This is a genomic window from Cyanobacterium sp. Dongsha4 (assembly GCF_036345015.1).
GTDB lineage: Bacteria > Cyanobacteriota > Cyanobacteriia > Cyanobacteriales > Cyanobacteriaceae > PCC-10605.
On sequence record NZ_CP084098.1, the window covers coordinates 351,780 to 369,195 of the forward strand.

The 17,416-nt window shown below is 37.3% G+C and carries 7 protein-coding genes; 4 read left to right on the forward strand and 3 right to left on the reverse strand.

The window, feature by feature from the left end:
• Positions 1-46: 46 nt before the first annotated feature.
• Together Dongsha4_RS01585 and Dongsha4_RS01590 are read right to left on the reverse strand one after the other, a co-directional pair.
• Positions 47-598: a chemotaxis protein CheW gene (locus Dongsha4_RS01585; protein ID WP_330204036.1), complete on the reverse strand. Its 552-nt coding sequence runs from the start codon at positions 596-598 to the stop codon at positions 47-49.
• A 119-nt stretch (positions 599-717) separates the two neighbouring features.
• Positions 718-1,083, reverse strand: a complete 366-nt coding sequence (locus Dongsha4_RS01590; protein ID WP_330204037.1) for a response regulator — start codon at positions 1,081-1,083, stop codon at positions 718-720.
• A 510-nt stretch (positions 1,084-1,593) separates the two neighbouring features.
• Here Dongsha4_RS01590 and pruA point away from each other — a divergent pair.
• The 3 genes from pruA (at position 1,594) to rnc (ending at position 6,544) form a co-directional block, all read left to right on the forward strand.
• Positions 1,594-4,647 (forward strand): L-glutamate gamma-semialdehyde dehydrogenase, encoded by a 3,054-nt coding sequence (gene pruA / locus Dongsha4_RS01595; RefSeq protein WP_330204038.1) that lies wholly within the window; start codon positions 1,594-1,596, stop codon positions 4,645-4,647.
• A gap of 110 nt (positions 4,648-4,757) precedes the next feature.
• Complete coding sequence (gene dusA / locus Dongsha4_RS01600) at positions 4,758-5,780, forward strand: tRNA dihydrouridine(20/20a) synthase DusA (RefSeq protein ID WP_330204039.1); 1,023 nt, start codon at positions 4,758-4,760, stop codon at positions 5,778-5,780.
• Positions 5,781-5,815: 35 nt separating this feature from the next.
• Positions 5,816-6,544 (forward strand): ribonuclease III, encoded by a 729-nt coding sequence (gene rnc / locus Dongsha4_RS01605; protein ID WP_330204040.1) that lies wholly within the window; start codon positions 5,816-5,818, stop codon positions 6,542-6,544.
• 148 nt (positions 6,545-6,692) lie between these two features.
• On the opposite strand, the gene Dongsha4_RS01610 is transcribed toward rnc, so the two are convergent.
• Positions 6,693-15,953: a CHAT domain-containing protein gene (locus Dongsha4_RS01610; RefSeq protein ID WP_330204041.1), complete on the reverse strand. Its 9,261-nt coding sequence runs from the start codon at positions 15,951-15,953 to the stop codon at positions 6,693-6,695.
• 248 nt (positions 15,954-16,201) lie between these two features.
• On the opposite strand from Dongsha4_RS01610, the gene Dongsha4_RS01615 reads away from it, so the two are divergent.
• Positions 16,202-17,320, forward strand: a complete 1,119-nt coding sequence (locus Dongsha4_RS01615) for a transporter substrate-binding domain-containing protein (RefSeq protein ID WP_330204042.1) — start codon at positions 16,202-16,204, stop codon at positions 17,318-17,320.
• The last annotated feature ends 96 nt before the right edge of the window (positions 17,321-17,416 follow it).

Below are 17,416 nucleotides of genomic sequence, written 5' to 3' on the forward strand. Positions count from 1 at the left end.
TTTTTATGTATGAATTTTAACTAAATATAAGAGTTTTAAATCAATATTAAAAACTTTTCTTAACTATCTTAACTAAATCTAAAACTACTAAAGTTTGATTTTGCTCAATAATCCAGCCATTAATATATTCTTCTAGGCTTTTTTCTGAAGATGATAAGGTAGAAAAATCCTTTTTAATTGGTTTTTGCTCGGTTCTAGTGATACCCTCTATCTTATGCACCGCTAAACCAATCCATAATTCAGAAGAATGAGAACTATTATCAGGAATAAAAGGAGCGGCATTAATGATAATCAAATTGTATTCTCGTGCATAACCAGAAATCGGCTTTAAATTAACTAACAAAGGCAAATCAATTACGAAAAAAACTCGATCGCGTGAATTAATTACTCCCATAATAAAAGGAGACATTTTCGGTACAGGAGTAATTTTATCTCTATCAATTAGTAGTGATTCTCTGACATCATCAATAGAAATTAAAGCAGTAATACCAGCATCTAACTGAAATCTTAAGTAGCGATCGCCTTTTAGGTCTTTATTTTCAAATAGTTGCGGTAATAATTGTTCTAACTTAGAAGAGATGGAAATAGATTCAGACATATCATATAGTGTATGGATTTCAAAAGGGCAAAGGTCAATAGTTGATAATTAATAACTCCTAACCCCTAACCCCTAACTCGTCTTCCCTAACACCCCAATCTTCCAATCAAAGAAAAGACTTAAGAATCAATAGCCGATTTCACCGCATTGACTAAATCATCTTTCGTGCAGGGTTTTACAACATAAGCCTTAACCCCTTGCTTTGTTGCCCACATTTTATCTACATCTCTATTTTTTGCCGTACAAGCTACCACTGGAATCGTTGCTGTATTAGGATTTTTCCTTAATTGACGACATAAATCCAATCCTCCCATCTCTGGCATCATCCAATCTGTTACGATTATGTCTGGTTTATTATTATCAACCATTTCAAGAGCTTCTTTTCCATTATTAGCCGTTGTTACATCGTAACCTGCTTCTGTCAGGTATTGATTCAATAAATCTAGTTCGGCTTTCATATCATCAACTAATAATACTTTACTCATATTTAATTTGATTAAATTTTGATTTATATAGAATAAATTTACACCATTAACCCTAGGTTAAACTTGTGTTTCATATAATATTTTAGGTAATGTCAGGGTTATTCTCATAAGTAATAAGTAACTGATGTTACGCAAAAATAAAATACATGATTGGTTTTAGGTGTCAGGTGTCGGGTGTCAGGTTAAAGAGTTGACAAGAAATAGATGTGATGTTTATTGATTTTCTTGTTTGTAATATGAGTTACTAATGAGTCAATATTCAAAAAATCAAACCTGAAACCTACCAGTTAGGAGACATTCTTATCTCGAACTGAGGTGATTTTAAAAAGTATTATAATTTTTTGGAATTAAGTAATTATAATTAACTATTTTTTTTCTTTTTTTGCCTATTTATATATGATAGGATATTACCCTAGAAAAACTATTCTGTTACGATGCAGAAATTGCATTAAAACCAGATTTTATCCACAAAAAAATAAGTATAATCAGCTACATTTTAGCCAAAAAATTATGGTGGTTTCCTCACAATTAAATCCCTCTCAATATGAAGAAAAAACTCAAGCAATTGCCGAAGAGTTAATCATTGCAACCAGACAGAAAGGTAATATTTTCAGTCGTCTCAAAGAACAAATGCAGTTTGATGATAAGCTGATGAATTGGACGATGAGTAACCCCGGTTTAAGGGTGCAACTATTCCGTTTTATCGATGCCTTACCTGCGTTACAGAGTAAAGGGGAAGTTATGCGTCATCTGCAACAGTATTTGACGGCGGAAGAGGTGGAATTGCCCAATGAGTTAAAGGGTTTATTGAATTTTACCGAACCAAATTCCCCTCCTGCTCAACTTGCCGCATCTACTGTCACTAAAGCGGTGGAAACTCTCGCCTATAAATACATTTCTGGGGAAACCATCAAGGAAGTAATTAAGGCTGTAGAAAAGATGCGTAAAGAGAAAATGGGCTTTACCATCGACTTGTTAGGAGAAGCTGTGATTACGGAAGGAGAAGCAGAGTCATATTTGCAAAGCTATCTGGATTTAATTACCGAATTAGGCACTCAGGCTCAAAAATGGGCAACAGTTCCCGAAATTGATACCGCAGACGGGGAAAATCTCCCTAAAGTGCAAGTTTCTGTCAAGTTAACGGCTTTTTACTCCCAATTTGACCCCGTTGATCCTGAAGGTGGTAAAATAAAAGTGTGCGATCGCATCCGTACTTTATTGAGACACGCTCAAGAATATGGGGCTGCGGTGCATTTTGACATGGAGCAGTATAATTATAAAGATGTCACCATCGCCATTTTGCAAGAGTTGTTGATGGAAGATGAATTTCGCACTCGCACGGATATTGGGGTGACGATTCAGGGATATTTAAGGGATTCTGAAAATGATTTGAGAAAGTGGATTGATTGGGCGAAAAGACGGGGTAATCCTATTACTGTTAGGTTAGTAAAAGGGGCATATTGGGATCAAGAAACCATCAAATCTCGTCAAAATCATTGGCATCAACCCGTATTTAATCAAAAACCTGAAACAGATATTAACTATGAAAATTTAACTCGTCTTCTCCTCGAAAATCATCAATATCTCTACGGTGCGATCGCATCTCATAATGTCAGAACTCAAGCAAATGCGATCGCCATTGCGGAAAGTTTAGGGATTCCGAAACGCAGATTTGAGTGTCAGATACTCTATGGCATGGGAGAGAGTTTAGCTAAGGCGATTGTGAAAAAAGGCTATAGAGTACGAGTATATGCCCCCTATGGTAAGTTATTACCCGGTATGGCTTATTTAATCCGCCGTTTACTGGAAAATACCGCTAATAGCTCGTTTTTAAGGCAAAATTCGGAGGAAAAGCCCATCACAGAATTAATCGCACCTCCTCAAGTTGTGGAAGAATCCCCCCCAACCCCCCTTAATAAGGGGGGAGAAAGTCTGGATAATCTTAATAAGGGGGGAGAAAGTCTGGATGTGATGCCGATAACGAAGGATAAAGATTTTAACCCTGCACCGGATACGGATTATGGTAGGGAAGAAAACCTGAGTAAAGCCCGACAAGCCTTAACAAAAGTTCATAATCAGCTCGGAAAAACCTATTTACCCCTAATTAACGGCGAATATGTGGAAACGGAAAGCTATATCAACTCGGTTAACCCTTCTCACCCCACAGAAGTTGTCGGTAAAATTGGCTTGATTTCCCTCTCTCAAGCAGATGAGGCGATGGAGTCGGCAAAAGAGGCTTTCAAGACTTGGAGTAAAACTCCTGTCAAGGAAAGGGCGAATATTTTACGCAAGGCAGGTGACATCATGGAAACTCGTCGCCATGAATTAATTGCGTGGATGTGCTATGAAGTTGGTAAAATCATTAAAGAAGGTGATCCAGAAGTCTCCGAAGCTATTGATTTTTGCCGTTATTATGCCACAGAGATGGAAAGGCTCGATCGAGGCTATAATTATGATGTAGCAGGAGAAACCGATCGCTATTTCTATCAACCAAAAGGTATTGCCTTAATTGTCTCCCCTTGGAATTTCCCCTTTGCCATCGCTACGGGGATGACGGTAGCGGCGTTGGTAGCGGGAAATTGTGCCTTACTTAAACCAGCGGCAACTAGCACGGTAATTGGGGCGAAAATAGCGGAAATTTTGGTAGAAGCGGGGATTCCTAAAGGAGTTTTCCAGTATATACCGGGTAAAGGTTCGGTTGTCGGAGATTATCTGGTTAAACATCCTGATATTCATGTTATCGCTTTTACAGGTTCAAGGGAAGTGGGTTGTAAAATTTATGCCGATGCGGCGATATTGCAACCAAAACAAAAGCATCTTAAGCGTGTCATTGCGGAAATGGGGGGCAAGAATGCCATTATTATCGATGAAAGTGCGGATTTGGATCAAGCAGTAGCCGGGGTTGTGCAGTCTGCCTTTGGTTTCAGTGGGCAAAAATGTTCTGCTTGTTCACGGGTAATCGTGCTAAACTCTGTTTATGATAGCTTTGTGGAACGTTTAACCGAAGCCGTCAAATCCATTAACGTGGGGGATGCAAAAAATCCTAGTACAAAAGTAGGACCTGTTATCGATGCTACAGCCCAAGCTCGTATTTTAGAATACATTGAACAAGGGAAGAAAGAAGGTAATTTAGCCATTCAAGTGCCTACTCCTGAAACGGGTTATTTTGTCCCTCCCACTGTTTTCACTGATATTTCTGAAGATGCGGTAATTGCCCAAGAGGAGATATTTGGACCTGTTTTAGCGGTAATTCGGGCAGAAAACTTTGATAATGCCCTCAACATAGCCAATGGTACAGATTACGCTCTCACAGGGGGTTTATACTCTCGCACTCCAGCCCATATCGATAAGGCTAGTAAAGAGTTTGAGGTGGGTAATTTATATATTAACCGAGGCATCACAGGTGCGATCGTCGCTCGTCAACCTTTTGGTGGTTTTAAACTATCTGGGGTAGGCTCAAAAGCAGGAGGAGCAGATTATTTGTTACAATTTTTAGACCCCCGTGTGGTGACTGAAAACATCCAGAGACAAGGCTTTGCACCTATTGAAGGTGCGAATAATTAGGGTATTAGGGTATTGGGGTGTTGGGGAGACACTAATTCTTCATTATCAACTATTTACTTTTACCTTTTGCCCTTTTAACTTTGCCCATTGCCTTTTTCTTCATTTTTAATATGTTAACTTTAACTCCGAACTCCGAACTCCGAACTCCGAACCCTTATTATCGAGTTAGTATCGCTCCAATGATGGACTATACTGATAGACATTTTCGTTATGTAATGCGTGTCTTGACTAAACATACCTTACTTTATACGGAAATGATTACGACTCAAGCCATAATACACGGCGATCGCACTAAATTATTAGATTTTTCCCCTGAAGAAAAACCCGTTGCCTTACAACTAGGGGGAGATAACCCTCAACAACTGGCAGAATGTGCCAAAATCGGGGCAGATTGGGGTTATGATGAAATTAATCTTAATGTGGGGTGTCCTAGTTCAAGAGTTCAAAACGGCAATTTTGGGGCTTGTTTAATGGCTCAACCTGATACCGTTGCCCGTTGTGTTGAGGCAATGAATAAAGCAATTAATATTCCTGTGACAGTAAAACATCGTATTGGTATTGATAATCAAGACTCCTATGAGGATTTATTGAATTTTATTAAAATAGTTAGTAGTACAGGATGCGATCGCTTCATAATTCACGCCCGAAAAGCATGGTTACAGGGATTAAGTCCGAAAGAAAATCGAGAAATTCCCCCTTTACGTTATGAGGATATATATCAAATTAAGCAAGATTTGCCTCATTTAACAATAGAGATTAATGGTGGAATTAAGACCATTGAAGCCACGAAACAACACTTAACAAAAGTTGATGGGGTAATGATTGGAAGAGCCGCTTATGATAACCCTTATCTATTTGCATCTATAGATCAAGAAATTTACGGAAGTTCACAACCAATCAAAACCAGAGAGGAAATTATTGAATCTCTTTATCCTTATATTGACTTATGGACATCTCGCAACCTAAAATTAAATACTATCATGAGGCATACGTTGCAAATTTTTGCAGGACAACCCGGCAGTAAAATCTGGAAACGGCACTTATCAGAGAAAGGAAACAGTAGAGATGCAGGATCTCAAGTGGTACGTCAAGGTTTACAATTAAGAAAAGAGAGTTGTTATTCCCTAAGCTAATTTTGAGATTGGGTATATAGATAGATTAATTGTATATGAAAGTGATTCAAGACCCTCGCAGAAAGAAAGACTTAAGAAAATTATTACAAAAGTTGGGCTTACAAGATGTATCTTCAGTTAACTGGCACTTATTAGATTTAGCTTTAACCCATCCTAGTATCTCTCCTAAAGATAACTATGAACAATTAGAATTTGTTGGTGATGCTGTCATTCGTTTATCCTGTGCAGAATTATTGTTAGAAACTTATCCTGATTTGCCTGTAGGGGATTTTGCCGCTATTCGTTCTATATTAGTGAGCGATCGCTTTTTAGCTGAAATTGCCGAGCAGTACGGCTTAGAAATGTATTTATTGGCTTCTGGAGGGGTAAGAAATGATAAATGGGGTAAGCCTTCTCGTTTAGCAGACTGTTTTGAAGCTGTGCTGGGGGCTTTATATGAAAGCACTAAGGATATGAGTTTAATTCGACCTTGGTTAGATCCCATTTTACAAGAAAAAGCAATTCAAGTACAAGCTGATCCTGCTAGGGAAAATTATAAAGATGCCTTACAAGAATGGACTCAAGGAAAATATAAAATTCTTCCCATTTATAAAGTTAGACAAAGTGAATCTTTTGCCAAGGAAAATGAACGTTTCATTGCGGAGGTTTGGTTACAAGACAAACTTTTAGGCACTGGTAAGGGAGGAACAAAAAAGGCATCTCAACAGGCGGCGGCAAAACAGGCTTATGATTCAATCATGGCAAATGAATTGATTACAAATTAACCTGAGTTCAGGATCAATTTTCATCTATGAGTGATAGCGAAAAGGGCAAAGTTAAAAGGGCAAGGGGCAAAGGTAATAAACCATTAGTAATTAGTAACTGACGTTATCTGATATTCTTAAACCAAGCTCAGATTAGTTAACTATCAAATTACCAAGGATTCCCAATCATCGTGAAAGGAGCCCAATAGAAAGGATGAGAGAAATTTTCCCTCTGACGAGAATTTTCTGGTAAACCCTCCAAAGAAACAGAGAGATTAGGCGTAACTATAGAATTACCATCCTCTGTTTTATACACTTTCCCCCGTAAAAGATTTAATTGAGCTTGTCTTAAAGCCTCCGCTTTGATGGGTGCTGATTTCAACTGACTATAAAAATCTGTCATCAATGCAAGAGTACCAGTATCGCTCACTTGCCAAACACTGCCCATTGCTGTTTTTACCCCCGCTTGTACTGCCAACCCTGCAAAGCCTAATTCCGCTATTTCATTACCAAAAGCAGTTTCACAGGCACTTAATACCATTAACTCTACTAGAGGATCATTTAAACCTAATTGACGCACTTCTTCTAAGTTTAAACGACTATTATGCAATTGAATAAAACTATTTTCCGTCTCAGTATGGTTAAACTCTCCATGAGTGCCAAAATGTACTATACCATAGGGTTGACGACTTAAATTATTTTTGATTTGTTCTAGGGTAAAGTTTTCATTGATATAGTTTTGGGAATCTGTAATATTTTCTCCTGTCCAAACTTTTCTGATAGTTGGTAATTCCAAAGACACCGCAGGTAATGGTGTCACATTAGGGTAAGAAAAATCGGAAGCCCCCATAGCTAATAAACTTAAATCTTGAATGGGGCGAAAACGATTATCATTTAGATTTAAACTAGGTGCTAAACCGCTACTATATTTTTCCACTAAAAACTCTTGACTATCTTGATCATAAAGAGCCGCTAAAGGAGTAAAACGAATCTCGGCAGGAAGAATAAATAATAAGTTAGAAATTTCTCGCTCTTGTAATTGTTTTTCAATGGGTTTCACTAACCAATTATATAAATCACTAGCATAGGGTTTGTAGCTATCATTCAAATCAAAAGGATTCGCTACACTTGACCATAAATCTGTTGCGGTTTGGGTGATTTGTTGGCGAGTTACTGGTAAAACCATACGAATGGGATTACCCTCATTAGTAATAACTAAAATATCTAAAATGTCGTCAGGAGAAGAAGGAGGTGCGATATTTGGTTGTACTTTATTGGAGTCAATTTCAACTTGACTATATTCATTGGTGTTATTGATTTCTCGACGAGCAAAATCCTCATCAAAGTCTGATGGCTGATAGCCTTTAGGGGTAAAACTTACATAGACAATGGCAGGTTTTTCTCCCACTTCTTTTTCAAGGTTGAGTAAAATTGTTCTCGCCTGACTAATGGTTACAATGGGTGCATCTTGGGGCAGTAAAGCAATATTTTGAACAATATCTTCATTGGGACGTATTATGGCGTTATCCGGATTGCTGAGGGGGAAGCGTCTTTCTGTTTCTAAAGGAGGCTCTACAGGTGGTTCTATGGGAGGCTCTACAGGTGGCTCTACAGGTGGTTCTACAGGTGGTTCTACAGGTGGTTCTACAGGTGGTTCTACAGGTGGTTCTACGGGAGGCTCTATGGGAGTTTCGGGTAATAAATTAACAGTAATATTTCCTTCTGTGACTGTGTTAAAATACTCACCTTCAACAATACTGAATTGTGTATTACTAATAAGACCTTCTGTGCCGTTATCTTCTGAGTTGCCAACGATAAAGGGTAAACGAGAATCACTGGTTTGTCCTTCTTCGATACCATTAGGGAATAAATCGACTAGAATTGAACCTCCCCCATCTTCGCCCGTGCTATCAATGCTGATATTTGTTTCTCCAATGGTGTTCAACACTCTTAATTTGCCAGTAGTTGAAATATTTATATTACCACCCGTTCCATTTTGGCTACTACCATTAATTGTATTTACCTCAATATCCTCGATCGCACTTAAGTTGATGTCACCACCGTTACCACTATTTCCTTGACTTGTTTCTGAGTTAATTCTGGTACTACTATTTATATTTCCTGCTGTGATTGATAGAGCATTAAGAGTAATATTTCCACCGTTACCTGCGATCGCATCTAGGTTGGAAGTTGCAGAAGTGGAGGTATCAACATTACCCGTAATATTCAGGTTGCCGATAGTATCAATAGTAATATTTCCCCCATTACCCGTTAATGCCTGAGCATTAATTGCTTCAGAAGAAGAACCAGCACTTATGTTATTAAATACATTAATATCTCCTCGACTTTCGATAACAATATTTCCTCCCCCTCCTACAGCCGCAGAAAACAACTCACCATTGACAGTAATATTGTTAATATTAGGACTCTCAGAAGAAGTATTATCGAGGGTGATTAATCCCCCCATTCCCCTTTCCCCAAACTCACAGCCATTATCACAAAAATATCCTGAGTTAGTAAAAATAGAAACTCCGAGATTGATTTCTCCCAAAGCATTAACCGTAACATCTCCCCCATTGCCACTACTAATTAACCCCACGTTATCACCAACTTCACTAATTTCTGACTCTAAAGCAAAAGAAGTCGTTTCAATTAAACCAATATTGTCACTATTAAAATTGATATTTCCCTCAGCTTGAACATTAACACTTCCCCCATTAGAAGCAGTAACATCAAAAGGTGCTAATGCCCTGGAAGAAGCCAAAATATTTAGAGTATCTGATGATGAACTAACAGTAATATCATTACCTGCAATTATAGAAATATCTCCAGCATTTCCCGTTTCCGCACTACCAAAACTAGAACCAGAAAAAGAGCGAGAATCAATGTTTCCCAATATTTGAATATTTCCCCCTGCTTGTAAGCTAATATTGCCACCATCACCACTAATGACATCTTCTACCCCCAAACTGCCACAACTTTCTCCTCCTGCACAAGAGCGAGAGATAATGCTACCTGTACTTAAATTACCCTGAGTTTGAATATCAACTGTGCCACCTTCAGCACTGGTATCAAAACCATCAGAAAAAGATAATATACTACCAACATTAATATCTCCAACGCCACTTAAGGTAATATTCCCACCTTGTTGACCAGTATTACTATTGGCTTCAATGTTACCTGTGTTAATACTGCTCGAAGAGTTAAGGTTAATATCACCCACAGAGGGAGCAACAGATTGCTCTAAACTAGCAGAAGTATTAATATTACCCGTCGTGATACTAGCGGCATTAATATCTAAATCTAATCCGGGGGTTGATATATTACCACTGAAAAATTCTCCTTGAGCCTCAAAGTCAATATTACTGCCCGTTACCAAAATTTCACTATTAAGAATTTGGTTGCCTAAACTTCCCACAAAACCACCAGTAAAATTAGTCGTATTGGCTGTAATGGTCAAATTATTTAGAGGTTGAGTGCCTCCTATTTCCCCACTAACAAAAATATTACTATTAAGGGCATTAAAACTTAGATTCTGAGTGCCATCGATATTGCCAAAAATATTTATATCTGCACTTTCTGTCTCGTTGGTAGTGCTTAGTAAAACATTATTTCCTAAAATGACATTGTCATTGATAATGATAGGATTAGCTAGGGTGATAATGTCAGCGTTAAGAGTTGTGGTTGAACCATCCCCGTTAATTGTAATGGAAGCGTTATCGTTGCCGTTAATGGGTGCGTTGACAAATATATCAGTACCTTCTAGTGTTATGGGGTCATTTACTGTTAAAGGTTCATTAATTGCGATCGCTTTATCTACATCATTGCTTACAGTGACACGACTAAAACCATTAACACTATTAAGATTTGTTACAATTACTTGACTATTTTCTCTACTACCAAAAGAAAAACCAGTATTATTAGTTTGTAAAAATAATTGACCATCATTACCTGCAAAAGAGTTTAATTCAGGAAAACTAATGGCAGTGAAACCCCGTAAGGTTAGATTTCCTGATACCGAAGCGGTGTTATTAAAATTAAGACTTCCTTGGGTGCTAACTAAGATGATGTTATTGGTAATATCAAGATTGTCATTATAAGTCTGATTGCCCGTAGCAGTAACATTCGCATTTAATCGGGTTAAGCCTTGACTATCAGTAATTAAACTATTGCTATTAAATTGATTAAGTTGGGCTTCTTCCAACACATTGAGAGTAACTTCTCCTAAAGGTTGAATATTTCCTACTGCTTGATTAAAAATAAGGTTATTACTGTTAACCGTTAAATTATTATTTTCTCCTTCTTGACTATTAAGGGTTTGATTGAAAGAAATATTACCTCCCTTCAGAATAGAGTTATCTTGCAATGTCACGACACCATTAAATACTTGCTCTCCTGTAGTAACGATGCTATCACCATTACCACCGATATTAATATTTGTTGGTACATTATTGGTGGTTAAACTCGCTAAACCTGCAATATTTCCCAAAGTATCATTGCCAATACCATCACCTAAATTAATAATTGCCCCTGCATTGACTGTTACTGCTTGAGGAGTTGCCCTTTCTCTGTTTTGAATATCACTTAAGAAGACGGTAAAGACTTCAGGGGGAATCGTTGTGCCTGTTAGCTGGAGAGTGAAGTTAAAAGAGTCAACACCGCCGTTAAAATTGATGTTTTGCCCTGTGAAAGTTACACTATCATCGAGAAAAACTGAACCATTAAAAGTTTGATTTCCAGTAGTTGTAATATTAGAACTCATTAAAGGTGCTAATTCAGGATCAGGCGGTAAAGGAAAACCAAGGGCGGAAAAGTTACTTAGGGCTAGATTTCCTTCAACAGTGAGGGATTGTCCTTGAATTTGACCCACAACGAGGGTATTTTCTGCATTTATGATAATATCTGCCCCTGCCCCTGCAACGAAAGGAGGTAGATTGCCGATAATTACTCCTGTTACAATTTCTTCCCCTGTGATATTGATAGCGCCAGATTGCAATGCCCCTGCGGTGAATAATCCACCAGCTAAAACATGACCATTATTACTATTGAGAGAAATATTACCACTATTGAGGGTAAAGGCATTACCAAATTGTTTGCCTGTTTCTGTTAAACCTTCTATATCTATATCTCCCCCTGCATTAATGCTGATATTACCACTGGTGTTGGGTAAAGCGGTGCTAATAGCAAGGGGTATATCGTTAATATTGCCATCTCCTTCGATATTGACATAACCTAAAGCATTGACGGTGAAAGAAATAGGAGTGGAGGAATTGCTATCTACTTGAGTGGGTAGGATTATATCGATGTTATTTCCTTCTAAGATGGTGTTTTGAAACAAGAAGGCATTGGCAATGACGTTGGGGTTAGCGCTGGAAGTGGAGAAAAGTTGATTACCCAAGGTGCGAATACTCACAGCAGAGTCTGGTAAACCATTTAAGTTGATATTGAGAAATGTATTTAAAGCTCTGCTTTGTAAGTTATTTAATCCAATATTACCACCGATGCGATCGCTTCCTATACCATCTCCATAATTAAGATTATTGGTTGCTCTTACATTTAGGTTAACAGGTGTTTCTGAAGAATCGATGGAGGAATTAAAAGCAATATTATCCCCTGTAATAGTAGTGTTTCTGGTTAATATTACTGGATCATTATAAGTTTGATTACCTGTTGTAGTGATGAAAGATGTATCAATTTGAGTAACACCATTGCTATCAGTAAGAAGACTTTGAGCTTGAATAGCTGTATTAAGAATATTCGTGTTAGCAATTCTTAAATCTAAATCCCCCAAAAGATTAATGCTTCCCAAATCATTAGATAAAGTTAAGTCATTAATATCTGTGAGAATAACGTTATTGCCACTGCGTAAATTAACCGTCTGAAAGTCGTTATTAACTGAATCGAAAATAATATCATTATTGTTAGGATTAAGCGCAGTTAAACCACTAACATTTATCCCTCCACTATCACTTAAATTACCATTGGTGTTTAAAGTTAAATTACCACTAACTAAAGAATTACCAACATTTAAAGTGTTAACATCTCTGATACTGACATTATTTCCTTGCTCAATACTTACCGCCCCGACAAAATTATTATTCTGATTGAGGGTAATATCACCTTGAGAAGTAGCATTGAGTAAAGTATTACCAGCAACGTTAATGGCATCAGTTTGAATGATAGCGGGGAGAGTTGCAGTTACGGGAACAACTTCAGGGGCAGTGGTTGTTATACTCAAATTATTACCAAAATTCCCCGCTAAATTAATAACTTGCCCTCCTGTTATGGGTGAATCATTAAAAGCAAGGTTTCCTGTGGGAAATTCGCTAATTACCGTTAAATTACCTGTAATGTCTGTACTTATTTCTGCATTTAGCAACAATTCAGAAACATTAACAATTCCTAATTGACGAATAAAAATATTTCCATCTCCATCAATATCGACTATATTTCTTGCTTCACTATTAATGATGTTATCTGCATTGGTTAAATTATCCAAAGATGGGTTAATAATGGTTTCCCCTGCTACCTGCACTTTCCCTGTGAGAGTTTGGGTTACTTCTCCTGCGGAGTTAAGGGTAAAGTTACCACCAATTAAAACTTCATCTAAAACTGTGCCACTAGGATTAAAGTTATTTATATTGACATCAGCTAAATTGGGATCGCTGGTAGTAATACTGGTATTACCTGAAACACTGATACTGCTTTCCGATATTTGGGTTAGGGTATTACCTATTAAAATATCAAGATTTCCACTGATGATTTGATTAGAGAGGATTAAATCATTAACATCAATTACCGTAAGATTATTGGCAATACTGGTTTCTAAAACGTTAAAGTCATTTTCCGTACCTATTAAGGAAATATTCGCAGGAATGGAAAATTCCCCTGAAGGTATAATTGCCCCAATAGTAGAGAATCCTTGGGCAGTAATTTGAGATTGACTATCTTGTAAAATATCTCCATTAGAGAGGAGTTGAAGATTATTTGCTGATTGAATGAAACTGGCTTCCTTGATGTCGATTCCCTGATTGTCGTTATTAGGAATATTGGTATTTCCTAGAATATTAATTGAACCTGTAGCGTTAGTTGTGATGTTAGTAGTTTGTCCTGAAGGGGTTAAAGATGAACCAATACTAACACCATCTCTACTATTGGAATTTCCTACGAGGTTAATATCTCCATTTCCATTTGTGGTAATTAGTGTATTTTCTGAACCACCTATTTCTAATCCAAATCCTACTCCATTGTTAGCTGCGCCTTCTAGGGTGACGAAACCATTGCCTAAAGTGGTAATTTCGCCGTAGGTGACTTTAACGCCACTATCTCCATTTAAGCCTGTGCCACCGTTACCGATGAGATTAATATTACCATTTTCAGTTTTGATAACTCCCCCTGCTGAAAGAATACCGATATTGTTACTATTTCCGTCAACATCTACAGCACTACCATCGCCTCCGATACCTTGTATGTCAATAACACCATCTCCCCTAGTGTTAATTATTACCGTATTGACTCCCCCAATAGAAACGCCTACATTATTAACGGCAGTAGAAGAAGATAAGCCTTCTCCTTTGATGGATATATTTCCCCCTTCTGCATTGAGGTTTCCTTTTATATCAACACCGTTGTTAAAGGTTTCCGTTGAGGTAGTATTTTCGGGAAATAATAAGTCTGGTGTGCCTACAGCAAAGCCATTTAAAGGGTCTGAACCTCCCCCCAGTACTATATTTCCGCCATTGGTATTAATGGATGAACCTTCTAAAAGTGCGATCGCACCTCCTGTTTCTCCTGTGAGATTGGAATTAAAGACGACATTGAGGGAATCTGTGGAAAGGGTATCTTGATTCTCAATAACACCACCGAAACGAATATTCCTATTAGCTTCAAGGGTAAGAGTTTTGACTATGCCGCTATCTGTGCCAATTCCTGCATAATTAAGAATGGCATCACTATTCCAAATAATATTTCCTGCTTCTTGCCCTTCACTTTGAGTAGAAACTGTGACACTACCAATTTGTAAACCATCTTGAATTAAGCCAACGGGTAAAACGGCACTATCGCCTGTGGGTTCAAAAGGACTAAAAATATTAATATTAACTGGTTCACCTTCGGCTACAATCTCAATATTAGAAGGGTCAATTAACCATTCTCCCGGTTGCCCGACAATAGCTTCTGTATCTGGGATAGTCGTTATCTGAAAAGAATTAACCCCACTGGTTTCAACAAATCCCCCATCACCGCCAAGCTCTCCCCCTCTGGCTTTCAACTCCCCGTGAATACTAGCATGATTATCAGCAAAAGCAATTATTTCTCCTCCATTGCCTTTAAGGGTAGCAGAAGCAGAAACCTGAGAATCAGGACTAATATAGGTAATTTCAGCATTGGGAATAGTGCCTTGACCTTTTTTTTCTCCTCCAATTAATACTTTTCCACCGCCATTATTGCCGTCTGCGGTAATTTCCCCTTGGATAACTCCCACTTTATCCCCTAAGATGGTGATTTCTCCCCCCAAATTTTGAGAAGTTGTGCTGATTTCCCCTGAAGCAACGGCATAACCACTTAAATTACTATCTGCACCATCTGAGATGGTAGCATTTCCCACTTGTACTTGATTATTATTAACAGTTACATCACTAATTTCCAAACCCGTATTTTTTGCCCCTGTGAGCAAAGTCGGTAAATCTTGAGGGGTGAAACCCAATACATTTCCTTGCTCATCTTTAGGTATATCAATCTCTAAGCTCAATAAACTACCCTCTGGGGTTATTTTTATCCTAGATGTTCCCTGCACTGCTTGTATATTGATTTTACCTTGGGGAGTTTCGATAATTCCTGTATTGATAACATTGCCACCGATAAGATTGAGATTTTGTCCTTTTGCTAGGGTTAAATCCCCTGAGTTGACGATGCTTCCGGGTTTATCTGTGTTGAAAATAAAACTGTTGGGATTGCCTATTAAGTTTTGATAGTCGTTGTTACCAATAGCATTAAATATACCGTTACCAAAACCTATACCTGTGGCAGTAGTGGCGGTGAAGTCGGCAGGAACATTTAAACTGGCATTCTGCCCAAAGACAATCCCCGCAGGATTCATGATGAAAAGATTAGAGTTGCCCCCAGTGACTTCTATTAGCCCTTGTATATAAGAAGGGTTGCCCCCAGTGACTCTGGTTAAGATATTTTGGATGTTAGGATTAGTGAGAAATGTGGCTATTTGTTGAGGAGTTAAGCCAAATTCCTGAAAACTGTGAAAAAGGTTTTTTCCATCTCTGGATAGGGTTTGTCCATCAATTAAAATGCGATCGCCTTCTTTGGTTACAATAGTGGCAGTGCTACCATCAATAATAATTTCTTGAGCTTGGACTGGTATAAACTCAAGACCAAAAATGGATAAAGTGGTGAGTAAGAGGCTAATTTTTCTTAACATCAAAAACGACCTATGCGAGGAATGGAAATGAAACAATTATAATTTAATTATTCTTACTTCAGTTCGTCAATTATTTAGGCTTTTTTTACTTTTTCTTAACAATGATTATTTCTTTTCCCCATAATGCAATTAAAATCTTGTTAATATTTTATTCACTTCTTAAGATTTATTAAGCTCTAAATTCTCAGTTTTATTAAACAGTATGATTACTGGATTTTTTAAGAAAGAATACATAATTTTTGTTACTGATGATTTTTAAAAATAAATTTTTACTCATAAATACTTTAATCTTATTAATATCTAGCATTTTTCCTAATCATTGTTTATCTCAAGAAACCACAAATAACAATATAAATCAACCTATAAATTCGGAAACTAACCTTAAAGTTATCACCAATCATTTCCCCCCTTTAGTGATCATAGATAAGCAAAAATATACGGGTTTTAGTATGGAATTGTGGGATGCGATCGCATCTGAATTAAATATTAACTACACTATAAAGGAAAAAAATAATGTACAAGAATTAATTGATGGGGTTATAGCAGGAGAAGCAGACGTTGCCATAGCAGGTATATCGATGACATCTGAGAGGGAAAAAATAATCGACTTTTCCCATCCTATTTTTGAGTCAGGTTTAAAGATTTTGGTCTCTGGAAAACAAGCCTCTCCTTTTGTGGTTTTTTTACGTTCTTTTTTCTCTCCAATACTGTGGAATACCATTGGTTTTTTAATCATAGTTACCATAATTTGTGCCCATTTAATGTGGTTTTTAGAAAGGAAAAAAAATCCAGAAATGTTCCCTCAAAAATATTTAAAAGGTATTTGGGAATCTTTTTGGTGGTCTATAGTAACCTTAGTAACAGTAGGATATGGAGATAAAACCCCTATCACTTTCGGAGGAAGATTATTAGCAACCCTATGGATGTTTACAGGAATCTTGCTCATTTCTTACTTTACTGCTTCCGTATCCTCAGATCTTACACTACACAGAATACAAGCAAATATACATACTTATCATGATTTACGAGACAAAAAAGTTGGGACTCTAGCCAATACTACCTCAGCTAATTTTCTACAGATGATTGGAGCTCAAGTTATTACTTATGATGATATTCATAAGGCTTATTCAGCTTTGAAAAATCAAGAAATTAGAGCAATTGTTTATGATGCTCCTGTTTTAATGTACTATGCAAAACAAGACACAAAATATAATCTACAGGTTGTAGGGAATGTTTTTGATCCTCAAGACTATGCCATTGTTTTAAAATTAAATAGCATTTATCGCCAACCGATTAACGAAGCAATTTTGACCTTAAAAGAAAATGGTACTTATAATGAAATTTATCAAAAATGGTTTGGAAATTAATAGCTCTATTACTTAAGGCAAAGTTAAAAGGGCAAAGGGCAAGAGTGTTTAATTAATAACTCCTAACTCCTAACCCCGAACTCTGAACTCGTCTTC

What these genes read in the sequence shown, in the direction of transcription:
- Dongsha4_RS01585 (WP_330204036.1), bottom strand. Translation starts at nt 598, where the DNA reads ATGTCTGAATCTATTTCCATCTCTTCTAAGTTAGAACAATTATTACCG.
- Dongsha4_RS01590 (WP_330204037.1), bottom strand. Translation starts at nt 1,083, where the DNA reads ATGAGTAAAGTATTATTAGTTGATGATATGAAAGCCGAACTAGATTTA.
- pruA (WP_330204038.1), top strand. Translation starts at nt 1,594, where the DNA reads ATGGTGGTTTCCTCACAATTAAATCCCTCTCAATATGAAGAAAAAACT.
- dusA (WP_330204039.1), top strand. Translation starts at nt 4,758, where the DNA reads ATGTTAACTTTAACTCCGAACTCCGAACTCCGAACTCCGAACCCTTAT.
- rnc (WP_330204040.1), top strand. Translation starts at nt 5,816, where the DNA reads ATGAAAGTGATTCAAGACCCTCGCAGAAAGAAAGACTTAAGAAAATTA.
- Dongsha4_RS01610 (WP_330204041.1), bottom strand. Translation starts at nt 15,953, where the DNA reads ATGTTAAGAAAAATTAGCCTCTTACTCACCACTTTATCCATTTTTGGT.
- Dongsha4_RS01615 (WP_330204042.1), top strand. Translation starts at nt 16,202, where the DNA reads ATGATTTTTAAAAATAAATTTTTACTCATAAATACTTTAATCTTATTA.